The 26,079-nt window shown below is 70.6% G+C and carries 23 protein-coding genes and 1 pseudogene; 9 read left to right on the plus strand and 15 right to left on the minus strand.

What is annotated here, in order from left to right:
• Positions 1 to 94: 94 nt before the first annotated feature.
• The gene (locus ACI2LP_RS28190; RefSeq protein WP_404727327.1) at positions 95 to 829 is read left to right on the plus strand and encodes a dienelactone hydrolase family protein; all 735 of its coding nucleotides are present in this window, start codon (positions 95 to 97) and stop codon (positions 827 to 829) included.
• A 214-nt stretch (positions 830 to 1,043) separates the two neighbouring features.
• Here the strand turns inward: ACI2LP_RS28190 and ACI2LP_RS28195 are convergent, their stop codons facing one another.
• Positions 1,044 to 1,355, minus strand: coding sequence for a DUF6262 family protein (locus ACI2LP_RS28195; RefSeq protein ID WP_404727328.1), 312 nt, complete (start codon positions 1,353 to 1,355; stop codon positions 1,044 to 1,046).
• Between the two features lie 168 nt (positions 1,356 to 1,523).
• Between ACI2LP_RS28195 and ACI2LP_RS28200 the strand changes: the two genes are divergently transcribed.
• Positions 1,524 to 2,069 carry a flavoprotein gene (locus ACI2LP_RS28200; protein WP_404727329.1) on the plus strand — a complete coding sequence of 182 codons (546 nt, stop codon included), beginning with the start codon at positions 1,524 to 1,526 and terminating at the stop codon, positions 2,067 to 2,069.
• A 139-nt stretch (positions 2,070 to 2,208) separates the two neighbouring features.
• Here ACI2LP_RS28200 and ACI2LP_RS28205 read toward each other — a convergent pair whose 3' ends face one another.
• Positions 2,209 to 2,703: a DUF402 domain-containing protein gene (locus ACI2LP_RS28205; RefSeq protein ID WP_404727330.1), complete on the minus strand. Its 495-nt coding sequence runs from the start codon at positions 2,701 to 2,703 to the stop codon at positions 2,209 to 2,211.
• 112 nt (positions 2,704 to 2,815) lie between these two features.
• On the opposite strand from ACI2LP_RS28205, the gene ACI2LP_RS28210 reads away from it, so the two are divergent.
• Positions 2,816 to 3,190: a GntR family transcriptional regulator gene (locus ACI2LP_RS28210; protein ID WP_404727331.1), complete on the plus strand. Its 375-nt coding sequence runs from the start codon at positions 2,816 to 2,818 to the stop codon at positions 3,188 to 3,190.
• A gap of 47 nt (positions 3,191 to 3,237) precedes the next feature.
• Here ACI2LP_RS28210 and ACI2LP_RS28215 read toward each other — a convergent pair whose 3' ends face one another.
• The 5 genes from ACI2LP_RS28215 to ACI2LP_RS28235 all read right to left on the minus strand — a co-directional run bounded on the left by ACI2LP_RS28215 (position 3,238) and on the right by ACI2LP_RS28235 (position 8,120).
• The gene (locus ACI2LP_RS28215; protein ID WP_404727332.1) at positions 3,238 to 4,332 is read right to left on the minus strand and encodes a DUF5925 domain-containing protein; all 1,095 of its coding nucleotides are present in this window, start codon (positions 4,330 to 4,332) and stop codon (positions 3,238 to 3,240) included.
• A gap of 185 nt (positions 4,333 to 4,517) precedes the next feature.
• Complete coding sequence (locus ACI2LP_RS28220) at positions 4,518 to 5,297, minus strand: polysaccharide deacetylase family protein (RefSeq protein WP_404727416.1); 780 nt, start codon at positions 5,295 to 5,297, stop codon at positions 4,518 to 4,520.
• A 20-nt stretch (positions 5,298 to 5,317) separates the two neighbouring features.
• Positions 5,318 to 6,430, minus strand: a complete 1,113-nt coding sequence (locus tag ACI2LP_RS28225) for a glycosyltransferase family 2 protein (RefSeq protein WP_404727333.1) — start codon at positions 6,428 to 6,430, stop codon at positions 5,318 to 5,320.
• Positions 6,427 to 7,320 carry a glycosyltransferase family 2 protein gene (locus ACI2LP_RS28230; protein WP_404727334.1) on the minus strand — a complete coding sequence of 298 codons (894 nt, stop codon included), beginning with the start codon at positions 7,318 to 7,320 and terminating at the stop codon, positions 6,427 to 6,429. Before ACI2LP_RS28230 ends, ACI2LP_RS28225 begins: the two co-directional genes overlap by 4 nt.
• Positions 7,321 to 7,652: 332 nt before the next feature.
• Positions 7,653 to 8,120 (minus strand): hypothetical protein, encoded by a 468-nt coding sequence (locus tag ACI2LP_RS28235; protein ID WP_404727335.1) that lies wholly within the window; start codon positions 8,118 to 8,120, stop codon positions 7,653 to 7,655.
• Positions 8,121 to 8,292: 172 nt separating this feature from the next.
• Between ACI2LP_RS28235 and ACI2LP_RS28240 the strand changes: the two genes are divergently transcribed.
• On the plus strand, positions 8,293 to 9,102 hold the full coding sequence (locus ACI2LP_RS28240) for an SGNH/GDSL hydrolase family protein (RefSeq protein WP_404727336.1): 810 nt from the start codon (positions 8,293 to 8,295) through the stop codon (positions 9,100 to 9,102).
• Here the strand turns inward: ACI2LP_RS28240 and ACI2LP_RS28245 are convergent.
• From ACI2LP_RS28245 to ACI2LP_RS28260, 4 genes are all read right to left on the minus strand, one after another.
• Positions 9,086 to 10,807, minus strand: a complete 1,722-nt coding sequence (locus ACI2LP_RS28245; protein ID WP_404727337.1) for a protein kinase — start codon at positions 10,805 to 10,807, stop codon at positions 9,086 to 9,088. The two genes, ACI2LP_RS28240 and ACI2LP_RS28245, sit on opposite strands and share 17 nt — an antisense overlap.
• Before the next feature lie 42 nt (positions 10,808 to 10,849).
• Entirely contained in the window at positions 10,850 to 12,421 is a 1,572-nt protein-coding gene (locus ACI2LP_RS28250; protein ID WP_404727338.1) for a nickel transporter, read from the minus strand.
• The gene (locus tag ACI2LP_RS28255) at positions 12,418 to 13,842 is read right to left on the minus strand and encodes a hypothetical protein (RefSeq protein ID WP_404727339.1); all 1,425 of its coding nucleotides are present in this window, start codon (positions 13,840 to 13,842) and stop codon (positions 12,418 to 12,420) included. The genes ACI2LP_RS28250 and ACI2LP_RS28255 overlap by 4 nt, the downstream gene beginning before the upstream one ends.
• 63 nt (positions 13,843 to 13,905) lie before the next feature.
• The gene (locus tag ACI2LP_RS28260; RefSeq protein WP_404727340.1) at positions 13,906 to 15,456 is read right to left on the minus strand and encodes a DUF4331 domain-containing protein; all 1,551 of its coding nucleotides are present in this window, start codon (positions 15,454 to 15,456) and stop codon (positions 13,906 to 13,908) included.
• A gap of 279 nt (positions 15,457 to 15,735) precedes the next feature.
• Between ACI2LP_RS28260 and ACI2LP_RS28265 the strand changes: the two genes are divergently transcribed.
• Positions 15,736 to 15,999: a hypothetical protein gene (locus ACI2LP_RS28265; RefSeq protein ID WP_404727341.1), complete on the plus strand. Its 264-nt coding sequence runs from the start codon at positions 15,736 to 15,738 to the stop codon at positions 15,997 to 15,999.
• 153 nt (positions 16,000 to 16,152) lie between these two features.
• Here the strand turns inward: ACI2LP_RS28265 and ACI2LP_RS28270 are convergent, their stop codons facing one another.
• From ACI2LP_RS28270 to hmgA, 4 genes are all read right to left on the minus strand, one after another.
• Positions 16,153 to 17,361, minus strand: a complete 1,209-nt coding sequence (locus tag ACI2LP_RS28270) for a CaiB/BaiF CoA transferase family protein (RefSeq protein WP_404727342.1) — start codon at positions 17,359 to 17,361, stop codon at positions 16,153 to 16,155.
• Between the two features lie 88 nt (positions 17,362 to 17,449).
• Complete coding sequence (locus ACI2LP_RS28275; RefSeq protein WP_404727343.1) at positions 17,450 to 18,610, minus strand: type ISP restriction/modification enzyme; 1,161 nt, start codon at positions 18,608 to 18,610, stop codon at positions 17,450 to 17,452.
• Between the two features lie 112 nt (positions 18,611 to 18,722).
• Positions 18,723 to 19,472, minus strand: a complete 750-nt coding sequence (locus ACI2LP_RS28280) for a GntR family transcriptional regulator (protein WP_404727344.1) — start codon at positions 19,470 to 19,472, stop codon at positions 18,723 to 18,725.
• A 13-nt stretch (positions 19,473 to 19,485) separates the two neighbouring features.
• Entirely contained in the window at positions 19,486 to 20,829 is a 1,344-nt protein-coding gene (hmgA, locus tag ACI2LP_RS28285) for a homogentisate 1,2-dioxygenase (protein ID WP_404727345.1), read from the minus strand.
• An 82-nt stretch (positions 20,830 to 20,911) separates the two neighbouring features.
• Between hmgA and ACI2LP_RS28290 the strand changes: the two genes are divergently transcribed.
• The 4 genes and pseudogenes from ACI2LP_RS28290 to ACI2LP_RS28305 all read left to right on the plus strand — a co-directional run.
• Positions 20,912 to 21,547 (plus strand): TetR family transcriptional regulator, encoded by a 636-nt coding sequence (locus ACI2LP_RS28290; RefSeq protein ID WP_404727417.1) that lies wholly within the window; start codon positions 20,912 to 20,914, stop codon positions 21,545 to 21,547.
• Between the two features lie 322 nt (positions 21,548 to 21,869).
• A complete protein-coding gene (locus ACI2LP_RS28295; RefSeq protein ID WP_404727346.1) occupies positions 21,870 to 24,053 on the plus strand; it encodes a molybdopterin oxidoreductase family protein in 2,184 nt (727 codons plus the stop codon).
• A 120-nt stretch (positions 24,054 to 24,173) separates the two neighbouring features.
• Complete coding sequence (locus tag ACI2LP_RS28300) at positions 24,174 to 25,574, plus strand: CitMHS family transporter (RefSeq protein ID WP_404727347.1); 1,401 nt, start codon at positions 24,174 to 24,176, stop codon at positions 25,572 to 25,574.
• 98 nt (positions 25,575 to 25,672) lie between these two features.
• A pseudogene (locus tag ACI2LP_RS28305) lies at positions 25,673 to 26,071 on the plus strand (MFS transporter); the annotation flags it as partial.
• Positions 26,072 to 26,079 lie beyond the last annotated feature (8 nt).

Raw genomic sequence — 26,079 nt, forward strand, 5'->3', positions numbered from 1 at the left:
CCGCTGTTTGATCGAGGATCTTGCGCTGCTGCGCGGGCTCCGCCTCCGTCGTGTTGATCACAGGCTTGATACATCAACCACGACAGGAGAATTCATGCCCACCAAGACGTTGCAGATTCCCACCACGGATGGCCAGGCCGACGCCTTCGCCGCCTTCCCCGACCGCGGCGAGCGGCACCCAGGGGTGCTGATGTACGCGGACGGCTTCGGCATCCGGCCCGTGCTGCGGGAGATGGCCCGCGAACTGGCCGGGCACGGGTACTACGTGCTCGTCCCCAACCTCTTCTACCGGCACGGCCCGGCACCGGTGATCGAACTTCCCGAGCACATCGGAGAAGAGGTCCGGCCCGCGTTCATGGCCCAGTTGATGCCCTTGATCGAGGCGCACACCGCCGAACGTGTCCTGAGCGACGCCGACGCCTACCTCAGGTTCCTCACCACCCAGCCCGAGGTCGCCGCCGGACCGGTCGCGGTGACCGGCTACTGCATAGGCGGCCTCCTGGCGATGCGCACCGCCGCGGCCCACCCCGACCAGGTGGCCGCCCTCGCCGCATTCCACGGCCCCGTGGGCGCGGACGGGCCCGACGCCCTCGCCGAGATCACCGCCCAGGTCCACTTCGGCCATGCCGAAAGCGACCTGACGCCCGAAGCCCTGGGCGAGCTCAACCGGGCCCTGGACGCCGCGAAGGTCGACTACACCTCCGAGATCTACCCTGGCACCGTCCACGGGTTCACCATGTCCGACACCGACGCCTTCGACCCCGCCGGACTACAGCGCCACTGGGACCGCCTGGTCCCCCTCCTCGACCGCACACTGGCCAACAGCTGAGGCTCCGGCTCGGAAACCAAACCTGAAGTACACGGCTGCGACCAGCAGACAGCGCGGCGGGTCACACCGATGTCGGCATGGCCGTGGCCCACTTGGCCACCGAACGCTGGATGGCCGACGAGCAGGCCGACTTCGTCTGGGAGCTTTCGGCTGGCGTGGCGGAATTGCTCGCCGTCGCCGCCGGGGCGTTCGGCGCGAGCGGGGCATCCCAGGCTCAGTCACGTTCCTGGCGGAGGGCAGTGATCTCCTCGCGAGCCATGAGCAGGTCGGACTTCAGGCTCGCCGGGCTGGCCTGGCAACCGTCTGATCGTGCGACGACAGGTTCGTGTTCCTGCTGGCGGATGGCCGCTTCAACGTGCTCGCGTACGCCTTCGGCATAGACGAGCCAGGTTGAGACCTTCGCGGTGCGGGCAACTGTGGTGAAGGTGATGGGCTCGCCGTCGGCCAGCATTCTCTGGACGGCGTCCACGACTCGCTGCCGTTTTTGGGGGCTGTCGGCCCTGCGCGCCTGGCGCGACTCCGTCACCTACTCGATCCTGGAGCGCGAGTGGGAGGCTGCTCCAGGCTGAGCAGCGGTGGGAGCGGTGGGAGCGGTGGGAGCGGTGGGAGCGGTGGGAGCGGTGGGAGCGGTGGGCAGAATCGCCTGACCCGCGCCATGGGCGCACGACTTCAGCAGCCGAGGGAGAGTTCCCGCGTGAGTGATCAGCTCGACCAGCTCAAGAAGCCGTTCCTGTACGTCGTCGTCTGCGCGGCCGGGATCGCCGGGGATGTCGGCAAGCTCATCACCGCGGCCCAGGAACAGAACTGGGACGTGGGCCTCGTCGCGACCCCACCAACGCTCGGCTTCATCGACGTCCAGACGGTGGAGGCCCAGACCGGCTACCCGATCCGCTCGGCTTGGCGCAGCCCCGGCGACCCGCGCCCGTTGCCGCCGGCAGATGCGATCGCGGTGGCTCCCGCCACCTTCAACACCATCAACAAGTGGGCGTCCGGAATCTCGGACACCCTGGCGCTGGGCATCCTGTGCGAGGCGTACGGCTTCGGCATCCCCACTGCCGTACTGCCCTATCTGAACGCGGCCCAGGCTGCGCACCCCGCGTATGGGCAGAGCCTGGAGCGGCTGCGGAGGATGGGCGTTTTGATCGGCGACTACGAGCCCTATCAACCCGAGGCGGGAGGTAGCGCTGATCACTTCCGCTGGGAGCAGGCACTGGAGCTGCTGGAACCGCAAGTGCGGTAGGGCGCTAACGCCGAGCGCACGGTGCCTGCCGCACAGCATGTCGGTCCTGGAGGACCCCGTCAGCGTGTGCCCGCCTCGATGGGGGCGGATCACGCGGCCGAGGTGGCGGCGTGGCGGTGCCCAGTGCGGGGCGTCATCACTACCGGCCGCGGTGATCGAGCAGATCCGTCAACTTGCCCCGGTGGGCGAGGACTTCCAGCTCGTCCAGGGCCTGGACCGCATGCTTCGCCGCCTCCGGGTCGCGGGCGGCGAGCCCGCTCGCCTCGAACTCGTCCTCGTCCAGACGCAGCACCGACAAACCGTCCGCCGACACCCACAGATCGAGGTCCAGGTCCTCGACGGTCAGCTCGTCGCCGTCCAGCGTGGCGGGGCGGGTGATGTCGCAGTACCAGCCCTTCAGCGTGCCGTCGCCGGCGCGGACCTCCTTCACCGAGTACCAGCGGTTGCGCCAGTAGTGCTCGGTGAAGACATCGCCCGCCTCGAAGCGTACGAAGCCGAAGTCGCGCGTCCCCTCGCCCGCCCACGGCGCGCGCACCGTCACCTGGGTGCCGTCGTCCGCGAGCAGCTCGGCGGAATAGCGGATCTTGGTCCGGCCGGCCTTGACCAGGACCACCTCAACCAAGCGTGCGGACATGCCGTACCTCCGTAGCGCAGATCTCGTAACGAGCGCACGGTACGTGCCCGCAGGGTCGTGTCGCCTCCTCATTTCCCACGAGGGGGGAGAGCGGCTGGGGGACAATCGGCGGGTGACCTTGAACATCGCCATCGACTTTGATGCGGCTGTCGCTCCGTACGAGCAGCTGCGCAGCCAGATCTCCGAACAGGCCAGGTCGGGCGTGCTGCCCGTGGGCTACCGGCTGCCGACCGTACGCGGCCTCGCGGAGGACCTCGGTCTCGCCGCCAACACTGTCGCCAAGGCGTACCGCGCGCTGGAGGCCGACGGTGTGATCGAGACGCGCGGCCGCAATGGGACGTTCATCGCGGCGGCGGGGGATGCGGCGGTGCGGCAGGCTGCGGTGGCCGCGGCGGCGTATGCCGAGCAGGTGCATCGGCTCGGCCTCACGCGTGCCGACGCGCTGTCGGCGGTGCAGGATGCGCTGCGCGCGGCGTACGGGGGTTGACGCGTAGGCCTTTCGCCACGGACCCCCCTACGCTCAAAATGAGCCCGTCAGAGGTACAGGCCCGCGTCCGCGCCGTCGTGTTGCGGGGGCACCGACGCCGGGGTGTTGCCGCGGCGCAGTGCGTACAGCTCCGCCAGCGTCGCGCCCTCTCGGCCGACGCCCTCCTCCGTACCCAGCCAGTTCACCGACTCCTTGCGGGTCAGCGCGCCCACCTCGATGCGGGCCAGACAGCGGCCCGGGCGGACCACGGCGGGGTGCAGTCGCTCCAGGTCCTCGTTGGTCGTCACGCCCACCAGGACGTTGCGTCCCTGGCCGAGCAGGCCGTCCGTGAGGTTGAGCAACCGCGACAGCGCCTGGCCCGCGGTGTGCTTGGCCTCGCCGCGGATCAGTTCGTCGCAGTCCTCAAGGAGAAGCAGCCGCCAGCGGCCCTTCGACGTGCCCTCGTCCTCGCCGATCGCGATGTCCATCAGATAGCCGACATCGTTGAAGAGCCGCTCCGGGTCGAGTACGCAGTCGACCTGGCACCAGTCCCGCCAGGAACGGGCCAGCGTGCGCAGCGCGGAGGTCTTTCCGGTGCCGGGCGGGCCGTGCAGCAGGAGCAGCCGGCCCGCGATGTCGTCCGGCGTCACCTTCATCAGGCGGTCCATCGCGTCGGCCACCGGCGCCGTGTAGTTGGGCTTGACCTCGTCCCAGGTCCCGGCGGCGATCTGGCGCGTCGTGCGGTGCGGACCGCGCCGCGGCGACACGTACCAGAACCCCATGGTGACGTTCTCCGGCTGCGGTTCGGGCTCGTCGGCGGCGCCGTCCGTCGCCTGTTTGAGCACCTTCTCGGCGAGCTCGGAGGTGACCGCGGTGACCGTGACGTCGGCGCCGCGGTTCCAGCGGGAGATGAGCAGCGTCCAGCCCTCGCCCTCGGCGAGGGTGGCGCTGCGGTCGTCGTCGCGGGCGGAGCGCAGCACGGAGGCGGCGGGCGGCAGCAGGGTGGCGCCGGGCTTGACTCGGTCGATGGTGGAGCTGTGGGAGTACGGCTGCTCGCCCGTCGCGAAACGGCCGAGGAACAGCGCGTCGACGACGTCCGAAGGTGAATCGCTGTCGTCGACGTTGAGCCGGATCGGCAGTGCGTCCTGAGGCTTGGCAGACATGCGCCCATGATCCGGCACGCTGCCGCCGAGCGCACGGTGTTTTGACCGGTGGCGCGCCCAGGGGCGGCCGGCGGGTCCGGCCGCGCGGGAGGCACCTTCGGGCCCGGCCGTGCCAGGGCCCCGTTCGGGCCCGGCCGCCCCTGGGGCCCGCTCCGGTTCGGCCGTGCCCCGGGTTCCTTCCCGCATCAGCCGCCGGCCCGGCGGATCAGGCTCCCGACCCGACGCGCCCGGCGCACCACGGCGTAGCCCTTGGTGAGCGCCCGGTCCTTGGCGAAGTTGCGGGCGATCGACCGGCCTTCGATCAGCCGCTCGAACTCCTCGATGCCGGTGCTGCGCCGCACGGTCACCCGCTGCAGGGCGTACGGCCCCTGCCGGGGCAGGGCGAGAGCGTTGCCCACGGCGAGCGACTGCGCGAAACCCGCGGCCCGGACCGTACGCCGCACCCGGCGGCTGGAGTACCCGTACGGATAGGCGAAGGAGACCGGCAGGGCACCCAGTTCGTCGCCCACGATGTCCCGGCAGCGGATGGTCTCGTGGCGCAGCCGGTCGTCGTCGAGCTGGTCCAGCTGCGGATGGGTGTGGGTGTGCCCGCCGATCTCCATTCCGGCCGCGGCCAGTTCGCGCACCTGGTCCCAGTCGAGCATGGTGTCGAGCGCGCCGCCTTCGTCGTACGGGCCGCGCAGCCAGCCTGTCGAGACGAAGAGTGTCGAGGCGAAGCCGTGCTTGGCGAGCACGGGGAGAGCGTGCCGGTGCACGCCCTCGTAGCCGTCGTCGAAGGTGATCAGCACCGGGCGGCGTGGCAACGGCCGGCCGCCGCCCGACCGCCAGGCGTCGCCCAGCTGTGCGGTGGTGAGGGGGGTGAACCCGCGCTCGCCGAGCAGTTCGAGCTGCTCGGCGAACGCGTCGGGCGAGACGGACAGGCCGTGGGTGGCCTCGGCCGTCCGGTGCCCGATGGCGTGGTACATCAGAATGGGTACGGGCTGACTCACGCAGGCTCACCTCGCGCGTCCGACGCGGGGACTACGAGTCTCGAGGGCACCGGCTCGGACGGCAGGACCGATTTCGAGGGAGCCGCGCCCGACCGGGCCCGGCCGTCCACGATCGGTCCCGACGAGAACGTCACGCCGCCACCGCGCGCCCGCACGCTCCCCACCACATAGCCGCCCGCCGCCACCGCGACCCCCGCGACGATCGCGGCCGCCCGGCCCGCGCCGCCCCGGCGACCGAGCAACGCGTCGCGCAGCCCGCGCGCGACTCCGGCCGGGAGCACCCGCGTGGTGTACCGGCGCTCGGACTCGAGCCCCTTGTCCGCGCCCACGCTTTTGGCCACGAGCGCCTTGGACAGGCCCTCCGCGTAGGTGCGGGTGCGGAAGTACCCGAACCGTTCACGCGCGGCCGGGACCTTGTGGTGGATCACTGCGCGGTCGTCGATCAGCAGAACCGCGTCCGGCAGCGCCTTGGTGAGCCGGATGCACAGCTCGGTCTCCTCGCAGCCCAGCGGGCGTTTGTCGCCGTCGCGCCCGATCCCGGTGGCGAAGCCGCCCGACGCGTCGAATGCGCTGCGCCGGAAGGAAGCGTTCCCTCCCAGCACATTGCGCACCCGCACCTTGCCGCGCGGCAGTCCCCGGTACGTACAGCCGACGACCCAGTCGAACTCCTCGGGGAACCAGCGGGGCCTGTGCCCGGATGCCCACGCCGCCTTCGTCCGCCCGCCGACGGCCATCACCCGTGGTTCGTCGTACCCCTCGGCGAAGTACCGCAGCCAGTCGCGCTCGGCCACGGCGTCGTCGTCCAGGAAGGCGACGAACTCGCCGCGGGCGGCGGCGATCCCGGTGTTGCGGCCCGCGGAGAGGCCGCGGGGGCCCGCGTTCGCGAGCACCCGCACCTTCTCGCCGTCGGCGGCAGGTTCACCCTGCTCGCCGTACTCCCGGTACTCCTCGGTGAGCCGGTCCAGAAGCGCCGGATTGTGGTCCACGACGAGCAGCGTCTCCAGAGCCGGCAGCGACTGACTCCGTACGGAGTCGACCGCCGCGAGGATGTCCTCCCAGCGGTCCTCCGTATAGACGCAGATCACCACGGAGAAGCGTCGGTCGCTCAAGACACCTCTCCCCGCGGAATCCTGAGGCTCAGCGCGGCCTCACGGCGGCGCTGGGCGCGGCTCACGCCCTTCTCCTTGAGGATCACTCTGAGGACCCGCAGCCCGTCCCGTACGGCGCTGAGGTTGCTGACGCCGTGGATGCGGAGGTACTCGTGGCTGGGGACCTCCTGCACGCGCAGTCCGGCCTTGACGACCCGGACGTTCATCAGGGTCTCTATCTCGAAGCCCGTGCAGTCCAGGGTGATCTTGTCCAGGCAGTGCTTCCAGAAGGCGTTGTATCCGTAGCAGAGGTCGGTGTAGCGGGCTCCGAACTTGGCGTTGACGATGGTGCACAGGACCCAGTTGCCGAACTTGCGGATGGGGGTCATGTCGTCGGTGCCGCCGCCGTTGGCGAAGCGGGAGCCCTTGGCGAAATCGGCGCCCGAGACAAGGGCCGAGACATAGGAGACGATCTCCTGGCCGTCGGCCGAGCCGTCCGCGTCGACCATCACGATGATGTCGCCCGTGCAGGCGGCGAATCCGCTGATGAGGGCATCCCCTTTGCCCTTGCCGACCTGCTTGACGACCTTGACGTCCGGCCACAGCTCACGGGCGACCTGAACGGTGTTGTCGCTCGAATTCCCGTCCACCAGCACGACTTCATGAATCCAGTCGGGCAGGGTCTTGAAGACGTACGGAAGATTTTCCGCCTCATTCATGGCGGGGATCACGACGCTCACGGGCGGAGTGATCGCGAGATGCGAGGAGATCGGCCGGTACGGATGGGACAGGCGGCCGACTTCCTTTGCCGGAGCTTCCGCCGCGGCCGTTCTTTCGGAAGTTCCCCCCTGCTGCGACGGTTCGGTGAACTGATCTTGCCCCGGAGCGGCCGGGCGCAGGACTGAGCTCATGAGTCTGTTTCCCTCTCCACCGGTGGACCGCCCGCCCCCGGGCAGTCCGGATGAGTTTCCGGTTCGAAAGGGGGGTTCTTCTCACCCCGCCCATGACGGCAAGCGGCTCCGTTCTCGGTGGGTGAGCTGGCAAAACTGGCCGCGCGGCGTACGGCTCGGATTGAGCGCGAAAACCGAGCACGGCACCCCCCTACCGCGCTCCGCTCCGAAGCCATCGCGGCGCTTGAGCCCTCCCCTGGAGCCGCTTTGCGTGATGGTCCGTTGCGGGTGGATGTACGACGGTATTGATGAATAGGACTGTATGACAAGACCTGGGACGGGGACTCACCTTTTTACTTTTTTGATACTGATTCGTCCTTGGATGCGAACAGTCCGGATCTGCCTGTCTTGATCCCTTTCATCCAGCGGTCGGCTGTATTGATGTGTTCTGTATTCCGGATTCGCCGTCCCAGTGCCCAGAGGAAGAGCAGTGCGGTGATCACCACGACGGCCGTGATGCCCCGGTCGACCGTCAGAAGACGTGGCGACGACAGTGATTGGGCCACTGCCAGATCGATGGCGACCGCGCCGCCCGCGGCCACGGCTGCCCTGGCCGCCGGGTCCAGTCGGGGAAGAGCGGCGGCAAGGCCGCAGGCCGGTCCCGCGAACAGGAGGAAGAGAACGAACGGAGCGCGCAGCGGCGACTGAACGCCGGCCAGCGCCAGTGCGACTCCCACCCCCGAGACGGCGCACGCGCCGCCGGCGAGCATCGGCGGCAGATTTTTCACGACTGCCAACGGCATGTCTTTGATCGTCGGCATGGCCGACTTGCCCCCAAGGTGCCGGATGTTCCGGTTGCTGACCCTCCATGCTGCGCAGTGTGTGACGCACCGTCAAGAAGCCTTACGGAAACATTCTTGGCATGGACACTTCCAGTGAAGTATGGGCGCTGCTACGAAAGTTGTGGCAGAGATCCTGCTAAAGGGAGGTTCCATGAAACTGTCCCGAATCACGGCATTCTCGTCCTCACTCCTCCTCGGCGTCGTCCTCGCTCTCACCGGCGCCGGCCAGGCTCAGGCCACGGACACCGCTCTCGCCCTTGACTACGTGGCCCTGGGTGACTCGTACTCCTCAGGCGTCGGAGCCGGCAGCTACGACAGCGCAAGCGGCGACTGCAAGCGCAGCACGAAGGCCTACCCCAAGCTCTGGGCGGCCGCGCATTCACCCTCGTCGTTCGCATTCACCGCTTGCTCAGGCGCTCGTACGGGTGATGTCACGGCCGGCCAGCTCGCACCCCTCAGCGCCGCCACCGACCTTGTCTCCCTCACCGTCGGCGGCAATGACGCCGGCTTCTCCGACGTCATGACCACATGCGTCCTGCAGTCCGAGTCCAGCTGCATCAACCGGATCAACCAGGCCCGCGCGTACGTCGACACCACCCTGCCCGGCAAGCTCGACTCGGTGTACTCGGCCATCAGATCCAAGGCCCCCGCCGCCCAGGTCGTCGTCCTCGGCTACCCCCGCTTCTACAAGCTCAGCGGCAGCTGCATCGCCGGCATGACCGAGAAGAAGCGGGCCGCGATCAACTCGGCCGCGGACTATCTCAATGCCGCCGTCGCAAAGCGCGCGGCCAACCACGGCTACGACTTCGCGGATGTCGTGCCCGCCTTCACCGGACACGAGATCTGCTCCGGCGCGGCCTGGCTGCACAGCCTGAACTGGCTCAACATCGGCGAGTCCTACCACCCCACCGCCGCCGGACACTCCGGCGGCTATCTGCCCGTCTTCACCTCGCACGCCTGAACACGGCGTTGTCCGCGCTCGACGCGGTAACGCCTGCTGCGGTCGCGCCAGGCGCGGTCGCGTTCGCCGCGGGCGTGTTCGGCGTGTAGGAGCCCCCGTCCGTCGGGGTCTGCTGATGGCACGTGACAGAGAAGTCGATCCAGTTCGAGCGGACCTCGACCGGACTCCGGATCTCCACCCGGATCCGGTCGTGGTGCGTCCCGTCCTGCTTGTACGTCAGCTCTATGTGGCTGACCTGCTTCTGCTTCGAGCCCCCGGCGGCGAAGTCGAGCGTCTTCCAGCCGGAGCCGGAGCTCTCGCCGCTCTTGGTCGCCCAGCGGTAGTCGACCGTCGCCGGGGTACGCCCCACGGTGATCGTCGCGTGGAAGGCCGGAGCCTCCGCTTCCGGCGGCGGGCAGCTGCCCGAGTAACTGCCCTGCACGCTCTGGGCGTAGACCTGGACGGTCTGCGGCGGCGTGTATGTACCGCCATTGCCGCCACCGTTGTTGCCATTGTTTCCGCTGTTGCCGGTGTTGCCCGCGTTGCCGCCGTCCGTCCCGCCTCCCGGGGCGGCCGTGCCGCCCGGACCGGTGCTCGAACTGCTCGGCCCGGGGGGTGCACCGCGGCCGTTGTTGTTCCCGGTGTCCTGGGTCCTGTTGTGGTTGATCAGCGCCCAGGCGAGGCCGCCCACCGCGAGGAGCAGCGCGGCAACCCCGGCGATCAGCACCACCGTCGCCCGCCTGGCGCGGTCGGGCGGCACAGCGGTGGCGGCCGTGGTGGCCGGACCTGGCACCAGGGTGGGCGCGCGCGGCAGCGGAGGAACGACCGGGGTGGGTGAACCGGCCGCCACGGTGGGGCTGTACGGACCGGGCAGCGGCGGCGCGGCCGTACGGGCTGCACCGCCCGCTGCCACCACCCGCAGCTGCCGCTCGGCCTCCTGTGCCGAAAGCCGCTCGGCCGGGTCCTTGCGCAGCAGCCCCGCAATCAGCGGCGCCAGCGGACCGGCCCGGTGCGGCGGTGGCAGCTCCTCGTCGACGACGGCCCGCAGTGTGCTCAGCGGGGTGTTCTGGCGGAAGGGGGAGTTGCCCTCGACCGCGGCATACAGCAGGACCCCCAGCGACCAGAGATCCGACTCGGGCCCCGGTGTACGCCCCAGCGCCCGCTCGGGGGCGAGGAATTCGGGAGAGCCGATCAGCTCGCCCGTCATCGTGAGGTTGGAGGACCCCTCGACCGTCGCGATCCCGAAGTCGGACAGCACCACGCGGCCGTCATTGCCGATGAGTACGTTCCCGGGCTTCACGTCCCGGTGCAGCACCCCCGCGTCGTGCGCGGCGCGCAGGCCCGCGAGGATCTCCGCTCCGATGTGCGCGGCACGCTGCGGGGCGAGGGGCCCCTCGGCGTCCAGCACATCGGAGAGCGCGAGCCCGCGGATCAGCTCCATCACGATCCAGGGCCGGCCGTCCTCGGTCGCCACGTCGTAGACGGTCACCACATTGCGGTGCGAGATCCGGCCTGCGGCCCAGGCCTCCCGCTCCAGGCGCGCGTACAGCCGCTGCTCGTCGGTGGTGCCGAGGGCGGCGGGGGCGCGGACCTCCTTGACCGCGACCTCCCGGCCCAGCAGCTCGTCGCGGGCGCGCCACACCACGCCCATCCCGCCCTCGCCCAAGGGGCTCAGCAGGCGGTAGCGCCCCACCACCAGCCGCTCATCGCCCGGCACTTCGCTCACAGAGAGCCCCCATCGGTAGCAGAGCAACTACCCCAAGTTAGCTCACGCAAGAGCTGTTGCCGCCCCCTTGAGCGCCAATCCGCATCCGAGGGCGAGGACGACGCAGGCGGTCCCCAGCGGCATGACGCGCTGAACAGCGGAGAAAAGCCGTCCCTTGCGGCGGCTGCGCTCGGCGAGCAGCCGGGTGGCGCGTTCGCCGAGCCGGACCGCGGCGAAGCCGGCGGCGGCGAGGGTGAGGGCGAGCCCGAGGCCGTACGCGAGGACGAGCAGGAGGCCGAACCAGGCGCGGCCGAGCGCGGCGGCGCCGACGAGCACGACGACGGCGGACGGGCTGGGGACGAGCCCGCCGGCGAAGCCGAGCAGAAGTGTGGAGCGGAGTCCGAGCGATCGGTGATCGTGGCTGTGGGTATGCCCGTGCGCGTGGCTGTGGCCGTGATCGTGCCCGTGCGGGTGGCCCTGGTCGTCCGGGTGCGCGTCGTCGTGGCTGTGACTCTGCCCGTGCCCGTGCCCGTGCCCGTGGTCGTGCCCATGCCCATGCCCATGCCCATGCCCATGCGCGTCGCCGCGGTTGTGCCATGCCCTTCGTACGAGTACCACCCCCGCAACGGCCACCAGCGCCCCGCTCGCCACGCCGAGCCACGCCACCACGGACGGCGCCGCCGCCGAGCCCACCGCGATCAGACCGCCGAGTGCGAACACCCCGAGGGTGTGCGTGATCGTCACCGACGCGCCCAACGAGAGGACATCACGAAGGGAGTTCTTCCCACCCGCGGCCGCCGCGGCCGCCATCACCGTCTTGCCGTGGCCCGGCGCGAGCGCGTGCAGCGCGCCCAGCAGCACCGCGGTCGCGAGGGCCAGCGCGGCGAATCCCACGGTCAGGTCGCGGCGGGACACCAGATTCGTCAGCGCCTGCGTCCAGCGGTCGGCGCCGCGCGGCAGTACGGAGGCCGGGGCCAGGGCCTCCTGCCGGTCCGCCCCCGCAGGCGCGCCGCCGGGGGCGACCGACAGCGCGGCCGTCGTGCGGTCGGGCGCCGAGGAGAGCTGCCCGTTCGGGTACTGCGTCAGCCGCCGCGAGGTGGATGCCTGCGGGACGTCGGACGAGCTGAGCGTCATCCGGTCGCCGCGGGCCGTGATCTCCCGCCAGCCCGGTCCGTTGCCGCTGCCCGCCGCGCGGAACCCGATCGTCTGGCGACCGTCCGGCAGTTCGGCCGTCAGCCTGCACTCGAGCCGGAGCGTCGGCAGCCCGGCCTGCCCGGGGCGCACCTCGGCGGTGCTCGCACCGGGCGTGAGCGCGACGGCGCGCCGCTCGACGGTGACCCGGCTGCCCCGGGCCGCGTCCTGGCAGCGCCCCTTGGCCCACTCGGACAGTTCGGCGGGGGACATCTCCCGGTCGCCGTTCCGGTCGACCTTGGAGCGGGCCTGGGCGGCGGGGATCTCCGCCAGGTCCTCGACATGGTCGACACTCAGCCGCCCGGGCGCGACGAGCAGCCCGTCGTAACGGTTGACCGTGAAGTTCCCCAGGGGATGCGCAGCGGCCGTTCCCGCGGGCAGCACCGCGAGCGCGGCCCCGGCGATCAGGACCGCCGCGCCGACGGCGGTCGTACGCCTCTTCATGACGCCTCCAGAGCCTGCAGTGCGGCCCGGGCCGCACGTGAACCGGTGGGGGAGAAACCGGGGTTGATCTTCAGCGCGGCGGTGAGCGAGGCACGGGCGGCCGCCGGCTTGTCCGCGGCCCGCTCGATCATGCCGCGGTGGTAGAGAAACATCGCGTTGCGGCAGCCGGCCGGCGCCGAGGTGGCGAGGTACTGCAGAGCCTCGGCGGAACGGCCGTTGACGTGCAGGGCCCAGGCCAGCGCGTCCGCCGTGTGCACGGTCCGGCGCTTCTTCCACTCGGCGCGGGCGGCGGTCAGCGCCTGCGCCTTGTCGCCGTGGTCGGCCAGGGCGAGCGCGGTGTCCAGGTCGGTGTCGACGCCATTGGCGCGTGCCAACTCCGTCCAGGTGCCGATCAGTTCGTACTGATTGCGGGCATCGGCCTTGCGCCCCGCGGCCTCGTACAGCTCACCCAGCGCCACCAGCTGTCCCGGCAGCGGCAGCCTGTCCACCACCGCTTCGAGCCCGGACACGGCGCCCTTGGTGTCGCCGCGCGCGGCCTGGGTGCGCGCCCGGCCCTCGAGCGCGGGCAGATACCCCGGGTCCGCATCGAGCGCCGTGGTGAAGTACTTCAGCGCCGGGGCGTACGCCCCCTGGCTCCACTCCAGTTGGCCCAGAGCCGTGGACACATACGCCATGTCGCCCGGGGAGGAGGCCGAGTTCATCGCGACGTTCAGCACCCGGCGGGCCCCCGCAACATCGCCGCGCAGTTCCAGTACGTACGCATAGCGCGTGAAGACGGGGATGCCGGGGCGGCGGTCGTCGGCCTGCTTGGCCGCCGCCAACGCCTTGTCGTAGCTGCCGAGTTCGACGAGAGCGTCGATGCGGGAGGACATCGCCCGCTCGCTGAAGGCATTGACCTTCAGCGCCGCCTCCGACTCGCGCAGCGCGCCGTGGAAGTCGTGCCGCGCCGCCGCGAGTGCGGCACGGCCGGCGAGCGCCGCGTCGTTGTCCCGCGGCTGGAGTGCAAGCGAGCGGGCCAGTGCCTTGTCGGCCTGCGGATACCGGGTCGGGTCGCCGCTGGTCCTGGCCTGCTCGACATAGGCGGCGCCCAGCGTCGCCCACCCCCGGGCGTCCTTGGGCTGGGCCCGCAGATGCGCCTGGAGGCCGGTGACCCCCCGGGCGAGGTCACCGGTGCCTATCCGGTCGAGCGGTGTGTCCGCGGCGGGTGCGGCGGTGCGGGCCGTCGGTGGCTCCTGGTCCGCACCGCCCGCCATGACGACGCCCACGGTGAGGGCGAGGGCCAGCGTCCCGGCGGGAAGCAGCAACCCCCAGACCCTGCCCGCCCCGAGCCGGGGACCCGCCCCGGACCGGAGACCCGGCTCCCGGTCGCCCGGGTCGCGGCCCGTGGCCGCGGTCGTGTCTGGCGCCCTTCGCAGGGACATCTGTCTGCCCTTTCGGTTCGTAGGAGCGATTGCGTCGTACAGCGTTTCGAAGCCGTGTCCCGGTCAGCTGTACGTATTGCGGCTGTACGCAGTGCGGCGCCGCATCCGCCACCAGGTCAGCCCCAGGGCCACGAGCAGCACACCCGCGCCCGCGGAGATGGCCGAGACGACCAGCGCGTTGTTGGTGAAGTCGCTGCTGGAGGCCGCCGACGACGCGCCACCGGTGAGCAGGTTGCCCTGGGCGTCCTTGGCCGCGGCCTCCTTGGCGAGCGGGCCCCGCGAGCCGGAGGTCGGCAGCGCCACATACGGGAAGGAGTGGCTGAACTTCTGGTCGTTCTCGTTGACCGCGTCACCCAAGTCGTTCTTGGTGCCGACCAGTTCGCCCTCGACCACCTGGAGCGCGATGTCCAGGACGTCGTCCGAGAGCCGCCGTCCGTTCGGGAATCCCGCGTTGTCGCCGTCGAGCACGCCCAGCCGCTTCGGCTCCGCGCTCGGCGGGATGGAGGTGTTGAGCCGCAGCGCCTCGGCGGGGCGGACGTGCGGCGGCTTGTTGAGCTTGTCGACGCCGGTCAGGAACACCGAGACCAGGTCGTTGCGCGGCTCGGCCGGGGCCTTGATCTTGTAGATGCCCTCGATCAGCTTCGGCAGTTCCGGCTGGGTGACGAACTGCAGGAAGTCACCGTCGTTCCACGGGTGGGACGCGTTGAACTTGTCCTTGTCCTTGACGGGGATGACGACCTCGTTGACCAGCGGCATGCCGAGCCGGGACACCTGCTTCCAGTGGCCGCCCGCGCTCTTGCGCTGGGTGGTCGACCAGATGCCGACGATGGGCTGCTTCTCCGACTGCCGGATGTACGCGGTGGGCACCTGCAGGGCGATGGAGTTGACGTTGTAGCCCTTGAGCGTGTCGTTGCCGACCTCGGTGAGGTTCGCGCCGTAGAGCAGGTCGAAGACGCGCAGGTCGGCGAAGAAGGGATCGTCCGCCTGGCCCGCGAACGCCGTCGATCCGCCGGGGAGTTCCTTCACCGCCTGGTCGCGCAGGCTCTGGTAGTCCGGCATGGACGCCTTGCCCACGTTCGACGGTGCCACCGGCAGATCGTCGGCGATCTTTGTGGAGTGCATCACATGCTGGTTCTTCAGCCTCAGCAGATCGATGTCGTACGTCTGCGTGATGTTGAGGTCCGGGTCGTCGATCGCGGTGACGGGGCCGGTGTTGAAGAGGAAGGTGTTGCCGTTCTTGACGTGGTCCTTGAAGGTCCACCGGTAGATCAGGTCGCCCTGGGCGTCACCGTCGCTGTCGATGTGGATGTCGTACTGGGCGTCGTCGGCGAACTTGTAGAAGTTCGGGCCGCCGGCCGGCTCCTGGAACGGCAGGAAGTTGCCCACGATCGTGGTCGTGTCGGGCTTGTCGGGGCTGACGAACGCGTATACGTCGGTGTTGTCGTACTGCGGCTGCCCGGAGATCAGCGGGGCCTCACGGTGGCTGGATGCCCGGGCCGTCCCCGGCTCCAGACCGGTCACGCCGGAAGCCACGAGCGCCCCGGTGGCCAGCGCCACGCAGGCGAGTGCGGCGAGCCTCCGGGCCCCCCGCCCGTTGCTGCTGAGTGCGGTCATCGAATCTGTCCTTCACGCGAGTGCTGGTCGAGCTTCATTGCCAGTCATTCGGTGCGGAGGGCCGAGCGGATTGGTCGCAAGTCCGAGAACTTCTTCGAAGGCCGACAGCGTTCGCTGACGCGCCGGCCAACTCGCCCTGGAAACAGATGGATCCGTAGACTGGCCGTCAACTCGCGTACAGGTGTGGTGAATCCTGCGCCCGGGATACACGAGTGTCATGGCGGGGCGATAGGGTTAATCTGCCCGGGGCCGGGTGCCCTCGTACGGGTGGGGAGTGACATGGAACAGATAACGGTGCGCAGCAGGGCGCGAGTGCCTGCGATCACGTGTGGGAGCAGCGCGACCAGTTCGCGCCTCGACCGCCATCTCTCGGTGCTCGGTGGCCCTGTGGTGCCGCAGCGCGAGGCGGCCGAGGCGACGTCGCTGATGCGCGAGCTCACCTCGCGTGATGTAGCGCACACCGGCAGGAGCAGGAGCGCGCGTGTCTCGCTCTTCGCGCCGCTTCGACGGCTGCGTCGCTCGCTGTTCGGCAGCCGCCGGTAGGCCCGCGGGTCCCTGTTGGGCCCGCGGCTTCACCACGGCTCGAACGGCGCCCGGCACCTCCGCTCGTCGGCCACGTCGCCGTCGCGCTCCCTGACCCGGGCGCGTCGGCGGACTCTCCGTACCCTCCCTGTAGTTCACCCGTCCCCAGATCGCTCAGGCGATCACACCGTCCCGGCGCAGCGCCGCTGCCGCTTCATCCGTCATTCCCAGGGCCTTCAGCAGTGCGTCGGTGTGCTCGCCCAGTGCGGGAACCGCTCCCATCCTTGCCTCCGGCCCGCCCGGCAGGGTGATCGGCGGCAGCAGCGCCCGCAGCGGTCCGACCGGTGAGTCCACCTCTCGCCAGCGGTCCCGCGCCGCGAGCTGCGGATGCGCGGCCACGTCCGTCACGTCGTTGAGCCGGGCGCACGCGATGCCCGCCGCCTCCAGGGCCTCGATCGCATCCGCGGTGCTCAGCCGGGCCAGCGCCGTGGCCACCGCCGCATCGGTCCTCTCGCGGTTCGCCGTGCGGGCCGTGTTGGTCGCGAAGACCGGATCCAGCGCCAGTTCGGGACGCCCCAGCACCTGCTCGGCCAGCCGCCGCCACTCCCGGTCGTTCTGCACGGACAGCAGGACCTGGCCGCCGTCCGCCGTGGAGTAGGCGTCGTACGGGGAGATGACGGCGTGCGCGACCCCGGTGCGCGCCGGGGCTTCGCCCCCGTGCATCCCGTAGTGCAGCGGATGCCCCATCCACTCGGCCAGCGACTCCAGCATCGAGATCTCCACCGGCCCGCCGAGCCCCGTGGTGCCGCGCCGCAGCAGGGCCGCAAGCACCCCGGAGAAGGCGTACATCGCCGCCGCGATGTCGGCGGCCGGAATGCCCGCCTTCACCGGCTGCTCCGCGGTCCCGGTCACCGACACCAGACCCGCCTCGCACTGCACGAGCATGTCGTAGGCGCGCTTGTGCGCGTACGGTCCCTCCGCGCCGTACCCGGAGATGTCCACGGCGATCAGCCGCGGGTGCGCGGCGCACAGCGTGGCCGCGTCCAGACCGAGCCGGGCGGCCGCTCCCTGCGCGAGGTTCTGTACGAACACATCGGCGTCCGCGACGAGTTGACGCACGATGTCGAGGCCGCGCGGGTCCTTCAGATTGATGGCGATGGACTCCTTGCCGCGGTTGCACCAGACGAAGTGCGAGGCGAGCCCGCGGGCCGCCGTGTCGTAGCCACGCGCGAAGTCACCGCCGTCAGGGCGCTCGATCTTGATGACGCGGGCGCCGAGATCGGCGAGCTGACGCGTGGCGAAGGGCGCCGATACGGCCTGTTCGACGGCGACGACCGTGATCCCGTCGAGGGGGAGTGGCCGGCCGGCAGGAAGGTGGCTCATAACAGCCGTACCTATCGTGTATGTGCCACGTTTGTCACCCCCGGGCCGGTCAGCAGCCGTTCCGGGGCAAGCCCCGCTCCTTCGCCCCTCACAGCAGCGCGAACTGACCCTCCGGGCCTTCTTCGTGGTGATCAAGCACGGAGGCGGGCCGCCGGGCCGACCCGGGTGGCGGCAGCACGCCCGGCAGCTCCAGCTCGGCCCCCACCTTGAACTCCTGCTGCTGGGAGTGGAGTTCACCCAGCAGAGCCAGCACGGTGATCAGCTCAAGGAGCTCGGAGGTCCACTCCTGCGGCCAGAAGGCAGGCCGGATCGCCTCCAGCGTGCCCGGTTCGGCGGCGGTGGTGCGGCTCTCGAACCAGAGCTCAAGGACGCGTACGCCACCGACGTGGAAGTCCCAGGCCTCGGCGGGCACGGGAGAGATACGGCCCTCGCCCAGGCTCAGCACCTCGTCATCGGCGTCATACGTGATCGCGTCCGGCCGCGCGGGCACGGCGGCACGCACATACGGCCGGCGGCCCCCGGGCAGCCTGGGCCGCTCGCCGCCGCGAGCGCCGCGCAACTGGATCCCGGTCATCCGCCGCCCCAGCTCCACACCGGAACGCCATACGTCGGGGTCGGCGGGCAGCGGTACCACGCATCCGGCGGCCGTGGACCGAGCGGCCGCGGCAATCCAGGCAACCACCTCGTCGGCGTCGACCTGGTGCCCGTACCGGTCGGTCAGGGCGGACAGCAGCCCGGGCGCGAGATTCGGCTCGACGCCACCGGGCCGCCGGTACAGCGGTCGGATACGCCCGGGCCGTCCGGCGGGGGAGCGCCCGTCGGGCAGTACGGCACAGACGCCGACCGCCGGGCCGGAGGCCTCCGCCACCCAACCGTGCTCCACGACGAACACCTGGTGATCGTCGGCGACCCGCCACAATTCGGGCCGGGCCGAGTCGATCAGCCGGTGGTCGGGGACCAGCCACTGCTGGTCGAAGGCGCCGTGCGTCACCCGCACCGGCGCCGGGCAGGGCCCGTCCTCCCGTACGAACCGGACGGTCCCGGTGGCCTGCCCGGGCAGCTGACTGACGGCGCTGCGCGGTGTACGCGCGCGAGTGCACCCGAACAACGCGTCCTGCTCGACGCCCTCGGCACGTATCAGAGCGTTCCAACGCGCCTTGAGGGAGGCGGTATCCGGAGCCATCACCCAGGGTCGCCCGAGCCGCAGGGGTGGGGTGCCCCAGGGCATGAGCTCGTCCAGCATCGGCATGCTGAGATGCTAAATCACCCGGGTTCGTGGCTGCCGTGGGCCAGGGGGCGTTGGTGGTTGCTGTCCGGTGGTGGGTTTCGCGGGCGAACCGCGCGCAGGCTGCCCAGGAGGGTCACTCCGCGTCGACGGTCACCGAGAAGGAGAAACGGTCCCCCCGGTAGCGGATCCTCGCCACATCCACCACGCGGCCCGACTCGTCGTAGGTCACGCCCGTGTAGTGCAGGATCGGGCTCAGCAGCGGCACCTTGAGCAGCTCTGCCGTCGGCGGGTCGGCGAGCCGCGCCTCCACCGTGTCCGTGATCCGGCTGATCCGCACCCCCACGCCGTCCCGCAGCACCTTCGTCATCGGCCAGCGCTCCAGATCGGCGAGTTCGATTTGCTCCGCTATGTCCGGACGGACAGCGTTCTCCGCCCAGTTGGTCGGCTCGCCGCTCTCGCCGTCGCAGCGCAGCCGCCGGTAGGTCACGACCTCGGCGTCCTCGGGGAAGTACTCCGCGAGTTCGCCGGGCACCGGCCCGGGGCCGTGCCCCAGGATCGTCGTCCGCTCGCCCGACTGCTGGGCCACGATCGCGTCGATCGAGCCCAGCAGCCGCCTCGGCGCTCCCCGCCGCGCCCCGGGTTCGATAAAGGTGCCGCGCCGCCGGTGCCTGCTGATCAGGCCCTCCTCCTCCAGCTCCTTGAGGGCCTGGCGCATGGTCAGCACGCTGACGCCGTAGTGCGCGGCGAGCTGCTCCTCGGTCGGCAGTCGCAGCGACGCCTCGGGCGCCCGGCCCAGTATCGACGCGCGCAGCGACTGCGAGACCTGGTACCACAGCGGGAGCTTGCGGTTCAGGACCAGCGAGTCGGGGGCAAAGGCGGTCACGGCGTACTCCGTACTACGACCGGAAGTGGCGCTCAAGACCCTGCCACACGTTGTCGTACCCCTGTTGCAGATGGTCCGCGTTCGCCGCCTGAGCGGTCGCGGTGACCGGCCACCGCGTCTCGAACATGAACGCAAGCCCGTCGTCGATCTTCTGCGGCTTCAGCTCGGCGGCGCTCGCGCGGTCGAAGGTCTCCCGGTCGGGGCCGTGCGCGGACATCATGTTGTGCAGTGAACCGCCGCCCGGGACGAAGCCCTCCGCCTTGGCGTCGTACGCGCCCTCGATCAGGCCCATGTACTCGCTCATCACATTCCGGTGGAAGTACGGCGGCCGGAACGTGTCCTCACCGACCAGCCAGCGCGGCGCGAAGACCACGAAGTCGACGCCCGCGAGCCCGGGGGTGTCGGACGGCGACGTCAGCACGGTGAAGATGGACGGGTCCGGGTGGTCGTACGAGATCGTCCCGATCGCATTGAAACGCCGCAGGTCATAGACGTACGGGACATGGTTGCCGTGCCAGGCGACGACATCGAGCGGCGAGTGGTCGTACGTCGCGGCCCACAGGTTCCCGCAGAACTTGTTCACGACCTCGACCGGGCCCTCCACGTCCTCGTACGCGGCCTCGGGCGCGAGGAAGTCCCGGGCATTGGCGAGGCCGTTCGCGCCGATCGGCCCCAGGTCGGGGAGCTGGAAGGGCTGCCCGTAGTTCTCGCAGACATAGCCGCGGGCGGTCGGGCTCTGCCCGCCATCAGACACAGCGTCGAGCAGCTCGACCCGGAAGCGGACGCCGCGCGGGATCAGCGCCACCTCGCCGGGCCGGGCGGCGAGCAGCCCCAGCTCCGTGCGCAACAGCAGCCCACCGCGCTCGGGCACGATCAGCAGCTCGCCGTCCGAGTCGCTGAACACCCGGTCGGTCATGGAGGCGTTGGCGTGGTAGAGGTGCACGGCCATGCCGGTGCGCTGGGTCGCGTCGCCGTTGCCGCCGAGCGTCCAGAGGCCCGCCAGCCAGTCGGTACCGGGCGCGGGCTTGGGCAGCGGGTTCCAGCGCAGCCGGTTGGGGTCGGGGACGGTCTCGGTGAAGGGCGCGCTGCGTACACCGCCGTTGTCGATGCGTACGAAGGGCGGGTGCGCGGCGGAGGGGCGGATCCGGTACAGCCAGGAGCGGCGGTTGTGGCTGCGGGGCTCGGTGAACGCGGAGCCGCTCAGCTGCTCCGCGTAGAGCCCGAGGGGGGCGCGCTGCGGTGAGTTTCGCCCGTGCGGCAGCGCGCCGGGCACGGCCTCCGAGCTGTGTTCGTTGCCGAAGCCCGACAAGTGCCCAAGGCCGTCGGCCGTCTTCCGCGCCTGCTCGATGCCGCTCATCGTACGCTCCCGGTGCTGAAGGAATCCTATGGACAACCGTAGGATTGCGGGACCGCCCCGTCAACGGCATCGAGCCGCCATGATGGAGCGCGTGTCCCAAGCCCATCTCCGCCGTACGCCCGTGCAGCGGCGCAGCGCCGAGCGGCTCGCCCGGATACTGGACGCCTGCGCCGAACTGCTCGACGAGACCGGATACGAGGCGCTGTCCACCCGCGCGGTGGCCGCGAGAGCGGGCGTCCCCATCGGCTCGGTCTACCGCTTCTTCGGCAACAAGCGTGCGCTGGCCGGCGCACTGGCCCAGCGGAATCTGGACACGTACGCCGAGCGCATCGGCGGCCGTCTCGGCGGGCTTCCGGCCGGGGACTGGCGGGGTGTGCTCGATGCGGTACTGGACGAGTACCTGGCGATGAAGCGGACGGTCCCCGGATTCGCGCTGATCGACTTCGGCCACCGGATCCCGGTGGGCGCGCCGGCGGCGGGTGCGAACCACCTGGTCGCCGACCGGCTGGCCGAGCTGCTCGCGGCGCATCTCGACCGCCCGGCGGACGCGGAGCTGCGCCGGGCGATCCTGATCTCCGTCGAGGCGGCGGACGCGCTGCTGCAACTGGCGTTCCGGGTGGAGCCGACGGGGGACGAGGAGATTGTGGGGGAGACGCGGGGGCTGCTGCGGGCGTATCTGGCGGGGGTCCTGGACGTTTCAAGCCCGTCCGGCGATTGAGGACACGCGGCCGAAGGTCGCGTTCGGGGGGCTTGGGGGTGCAGCCCCCAGAGTCGGCGCCGCGAAGCTGCGCGGGCTGTTCCGGCGGGGGCCTGTTCCCCACCCCGCCCTCCTAGTGTCCTCAATCGCCGGACGGGCTGAAAGTTCAGCCCCGCCGGCGTTTGAGGCGCGGAGCCCCAGTCAAGGGAAGGGGAACAGGCCGCAGGCAGCCCGCACCACCGCAGCCCGCGCAGCCGCGGGCAACCCGAACCCGCCGACCCCTCCCCTCCCTGCATACCGGTCGGTATGCTCGGCCGTATCGCCGTCGCCCCAGGGAGGGCCCATGCCCAGCACAGCCCCCGCCCGCACCGCCCTCCGGATCTGCCCCCTCTGCGAGGCCACCTGCGGGCTGACCCTCACCATCGAGGGCAGCCGCGTCACCGGGGCTCGCGGCGACCGCGAGGACGTGTTCAGTCGGGGCTTCATCTGCCCCAAGGGCGCGTCCTTCGGGGAGCTCGACGCCGATCCGGACCGGCTGCGCACCCCCCTCGTCCGCAAGGACGGGCAGCTCCGGGAGGCCGGCTGGGACGAGGCCTTCGACGTGATCGCGGCCCGGATCCGGCCGCTGATCGAGGAGCACGGGCCGAACGCCGTCGGTGTCGTCCTCGGCAATCCGAACGTCCACACCATGGCCGGCGCGCTCTACCCGCCCGTTCTGCTCACCCTGCTGCGCACCCGCAATCTCTTCACGGCCAGCACCCTGGACCAGATGCCCAAGCACGTCTCCAGCGGGCTCCTCTTCGGCAGCGCCGTCGCCATCCCCGTCCCCGATCTGGACAACACCGACCATCTGCTGCTGCTCGGCGCCAACCCCCTCGAATCCAACGGCAGCCTGTGCACCGCCGCCGACTTCCCCGGCAAGCTCAAGGCGCTGCGGAGGCGCGGCGGCACGCTGACCGTGGTCGACCCGCGCCGTACCCGTACCGCGCAGCTGGCCGACCGGCATGTCGCCATCCGGCCCGGGACAGACGCACTGCTGCTCGCCGCGATCGCCAACGTCCTCTTCGAGGAGAAGCTCACCGACCTCGGAGCGCTCGAAGCGCATGTCGAGCAGGTGGCCGAAGTCGGCGAAGCGGTACGGGAGTTCACGCCGGAGGCGGTCGCCGCCGCCTGTGACATGGACGCCGAGGAGATCCGTACGATCGCCCGCGAGCTCGCCGCCGCGCCCACCGCCGCCGTCTACGGCCGCGTCGGCAGCTCCACCGTCGAGTACGGCACCCTCACCAACTGGCTGGTGGACGTGCTCAATGTGATCACCGGCAATCTCGACCGCCCCGGCGGCGCGCTCTTCCCGCTCTCCGCCACCGATCGCGCTCCCCGCCCCGCCGCCCCCGGCAAGGGCTTCGTGCTCGGCCGCTGGACGAGCAGGGTCAGCGGACACCCCGAGGCCAAGGGCGAACTGCCCATGGCCGCGCTGGCCGAGGAGATCGACACCCCCGGCGACGGCCGCATCCGCGCGGTCATCTCCATTGCCGCCAACCCCGTGCTCTCCGCCCCCGACGGCGACCGCCTCGACCGCGCGCTGGCCGGGCTCGACTTCATGGTCAGCGTCGATCCGTATCTCAATGAGACGTCCCGGCACGCGGATGTGATCCTGCCTCCGCCTCCGCCGTCCCAGAGCTCCCACTTCGACTTCGCGTTCAACGCCTTCGCCGTTCGCAACCAGGCCCGCTACACCCCGGCGGTCGTCCCCCTGGAGGAGGGGCGGATGGGCGAGTGCGAGATCCAGGCCCGTCTGGTGCTCGCCGTGGGCGGGATGCACGGCGCGGAGCCGAGCACCGTCGACGACATGGTCATCGAGAACACCCTCGCCAAGGAGGGGGCTCCCAAGGAGCTCGCCGAGCAACTCACCGGCCGCACCGGACCCGAACGGCGACTCGACATGATGCTGCGCCTCGGCCCGTACGACCTCACCCTGGACAAGCTCCTGGAGAACCCGCACGGCGTCGACCTCGGCCCGCTCCAGCCACGCATTCCGCAGATCCTCAAGACCCGCAGCGGACGCATCGAACTGCTGCCCGCCCCGATCGCCGCCGATCTGCCCAGACTGCGGCGCGCGCTGGCCGAGCGGGCCACCACTCTCGTCCTTGTCGGCCGCCGCCATCTGCGCTCCAACAACAGCTGGATGCACAACGTCGCCACGCTCAACGGCGGCTCCAACCGCTGCACCCTCCAGATCCACCCTGCCGACGCCGCCCGGCTGGGACTCGTGGACGGCGCCCCTGCCCGTATCAGCGCGGACGGTGGCCAGGTCGAAGCCCCGGTGGAGATCACCGACGCGGTACGGGCCGGAGTGGTGAGCCTGCCGCACGGCTGGGGACACAGCCGCCCGGGAATCCGGATGTCGGTGGCAGCAGCGCGGCCCGGGGTGAACGTCAATCAGCTGCTCGACGGCTCACGGCTCGACCCGCTGTCTGGCACCGCCGTGCTCAACGGCTTCCCCGTTGAACTATCACCGGTGCGATGACCTGGGGTTTTGCTCGTATTGCTCACACGTCAACATCTTGTTAACGGCAATTGACGGCACCTAACGTCATCGAAACCGCCGCCCCGGTGGGAGTTCAAGGATGAACGTTAGGTATCCCCAATGCTGACAATCCTCGGCTTTGCCATGATTGCGACCTTCTTGGTCCTGATCATGATGAAGAAGATGTCGCCCATCGCGGCACTGGTCCTCATCCCCGCCCTCTTCTGCGTATTCGTCGGAGAAGGCGCGCACCTCGGCGACTACGTCGTCGAAGGGGTCGGCAAGCTCGCCCCCACCGCGGCGATGCTGATGTTCGCGATCGTCTACTTCGGCGTGATGATCGATGTGGGGCTGTTCGACCCGATCGTCCGCGGCATTCTGCGCTTCTGCAAGGCGGATCCGGTGCGTGTCGTGGTCGGTACGGCGGTGCTCGCCGCGATCGTCTCGCTGGACGGTGACGGCTCCACCACCTTCATGATCACCGTCGCGGCGATGTATCCGCTCTACAAGCGCCTCAAGATGAGCCTGGTCGTGATGACCGGAGTCGCCGCCACGGCGAACGGCGTGATGAACACCCTGCCCTGGGGCGGCCCCACCGCCCGCGCCGCCGCCGCCCTCAAGCTCGACGCGGCCGACATCTTCGTCCCGATGATCCCCGCGCTCGCCGTCGGACTGCTCTTCGTCTTCGTCCTCGCCTACGTACTGGGCCGCCGCGAGCGCAAGCGCCTCGGCGTGCTCACGCTCGACGAGGTGCTGGAGACCGAGTCCGAGACCGCCACCGAGACCGTGCTGGTCGCGGCGGGTGGCGGCGGCCCCGAGGAGCACAAGGCAGCCACCGGCTCGGCCGACGACGCCCCCGGCACCCCGGAGGAGGAGGGCTTCAAGGGCCTCGACCCGAACCGTGCCACGCTGCGTCCCAAGCTGTACTGGTTCAACGCGGGCCTCACCGTCGCCCTGCTCACGGCGATGATCATGGAGTGGCTGCCCATCCCGGTGCTCTTCCTGCTCGGCGCGGCCCTCGCCCTCACGGTCAACTTCCCCAAGGTCGCCGACCAGAAGGCGCGGATCGCCGCCCACGCAGACAACGTACTCAACGTCACCGGTATGGTCTTCGCGGCCGCCGTCTTCACCGGCGTCCTCACCGGCACCGGCATGGTCAAGCACATGGCGGACTGGCTCGTCGGAGCCGTCCCCGAGGGCATGGGCCCGCACATGGCCCTCGTCACCGGCGTGCTGAGCCTGCCGCTCACCTACTTCATGTCGAACGACGGCTTCTACTTCGGCGTCCTGCCGGTCCTCGCCGAGGCCGGTGCCGCCCACGGTGTCTCCTCGCTGGAGATCGCCCGCGCCTCCCTCGTCGGCCAGGCGCTGCACATGTCGAGCCCGCTGGTGCCAGCCGTGTACGTCCTCGTCGGCATGGCCAAGGTCGAGTTCGGCGACCACACCAGGTTCACCGTCAAATGGGCAGCGCTCACCTCGCTGGTGGTGCTCGGGGCCGGAATCCTCTTCGGCATCATCTGAGGCCACTGCCCCGGCACGCGGCCGGCTGCTGCGCCTCGTCATCGCCTTCGGCTTCGCGCAGGAGGCGGTGACGATGGCGCCGGCCGGCCGTCTCCTGCGTCCCGGTCCGGGCGCCGGCCGTGGTGCTCGCCGTACTCGGCTTCTGCCCGGGAGCCGGGCAGCCGCTGTCGATGACCACGGCCTTACAGGCTGCCCCTGCCCAGGCGCGGTCAACCGCGCTCGCCCTGAGGCTGACCGGAAATCGCCTCGGGCAGCTCGCCGCCCCCGCCTGCGCCGGGCTGGTCGCGGGCATCGCGGGCACGGCGGCGCCCTTCGCCCTCCCGGGCGTTCCGCTGCTGATGGCGGCAGGGCTGACCGCCCGGAAGCCAACGCGGCCGCAGGAGAAAGCAGTCCGCGCCGCCGGGCCGGGAGAGCGGCGACGCCCGCCGACGGCGGACGGCTCCGTACAAAAAGCCCACCACGAACCTTCGCGCGAATCATTCCCTGACCGGGAGTAGTCGGCTAG

The organism is Streptomyces sp. NPDC019890 (assembly GCF_044903445.1).
In the GTDB taxonomy this organism is placed as follows: Bacteria; Actinomycetota; Actinomycetes; order Streptomycetales; family Streptomycetaceae; genus Streptomyces.

Excerpts from the sequence above, each read along its gene's own strand:
- ACI2LP_RS28190 (WP_404727327.1), top strand. The coding sequence starts at position 95 with ATGCCCACCAAGACGTTGCAGATTCCCACCACGGATGGCCAGGCCGAC.
- ACI2LP_RS28205 (WP_404727330.1), bottom strand. The coding sequence starts at position 2,703 with ATGTCCGCACGCTTGGTTGAGGTGGTCCTGGTCAAGGCCGGCCGGACC.
- ACI2LP_RS28215 (WP_404727332.1), bottom strand. The coding sequence starts at position 4,332 with ATGTCTGCCAAGCCTCAGGACGCACTGCCGATCCGGCTCAACGTCGAC.
- ACI2LP_RS28220 (WP_404727416.1), bottom strand. The coding sequence starts at position 5,297 with ATGTACCACGCCATCGGGCACCGGACGGCCGAGGCCACCCACGGCCTG.
- ACI2LP_RS28230 (WP_404727334.1), bottom strand. The coding sequence starts at position 7,320 with ATGAGCTCAGTCCTGCGCCCGGCCGCTCCGGGGCAAGATCAGTTCACC.
- ACI2LP_RS28235 (WP_404727335.1), bottom strand. The coding sequence starts at position 8,120 with ATGCCGACGATCAAAGACATGCCGTTGGCAGTCGTGAAAAATCTGCCG.
- ACI2LP_RS28240 (WP_404727336.1), top strand. The coding sequence starts at position 8,293 with ATGAAACTGTCCCGAATCACGGCATTCTCGTCCTCACTCCTCCTCGGC.
- ACI2LP_RS28250 (WP_404727338.1), bottom strand. The coding sequence starts at position 12,421 with ATGAAGAGGCGTACGACCGCCGTCGGCGCGGCGGTCCTGATCGCCGGG.
- ACI2LP_RS28255 (WP_404727339.1), bottom strand. The coding sequence starts at position 13,842 with ATGTCCCTGCGAAGGGCGCCAGACACGACCGCGGCCACGGGCCGCGAC.
- ACI2LP_RS28260 (WP_404727340.1), bottom strand. The coding sequence starts at position 15,456 with ATGACCGCACTCAGCAGCAACGGGCGGGGGGCCCGGAGGCTCGCCGCA.
- ACI2LP_RS28265 (WP_404727341.1), top strand. The coding sequence starts at position 15,736 with ATGGAACAGATAACGGTGCGCAGCAGGGCGCGAGTGCCTGCGATCACG.
- ACI2LP_RS28270 (WP_404727342.1), bottom strand. The coding sequence starts at position 17,361 with ATGAGCCACCTTCCTGCCGGCCGGCCACTCCCCCTCGACGGGATCACG.
- ACI2LP_RS28275 (WP_404727343.1), bottom strand. The coding sequence starts at position 18,610 with ATGCCGATGCTGGACGAGCTCATGCCCTGGGGCACCCCACCCCTGCGG.
- hmgA (WP_404727345.1), bottom strand. The coding sequence starts at position 20,829 with ATGAGCGGCATCGAGCAGGCGCGGAAGACGGCCGACGGCCTTGGGCAC.
- ACI2LP_RS28290 (WP_404727417.1), top strand. The coding sequence starts at position 20,912 with ATGGAGCGCGTGTCCCAAGCCCATCTCCGCCGTACGCCCGTGCAGCGG.
- ACI2LP_RS28295 (WP_404727346.1), top strand. The coding sequence starts at position 21,870 with ATGCCCAGCACAGCCCCCGCCCGCACCGCCCTCCGGATCTGCCCCCTC.
- ACI2LP_RS28300 (WP_404727347.1), top strand. The coding sequence starts at position 24,174 with ATGCTGACAATCCTCGGCTTTGCCATGATTGCGACCTTCTTGGTCCTG.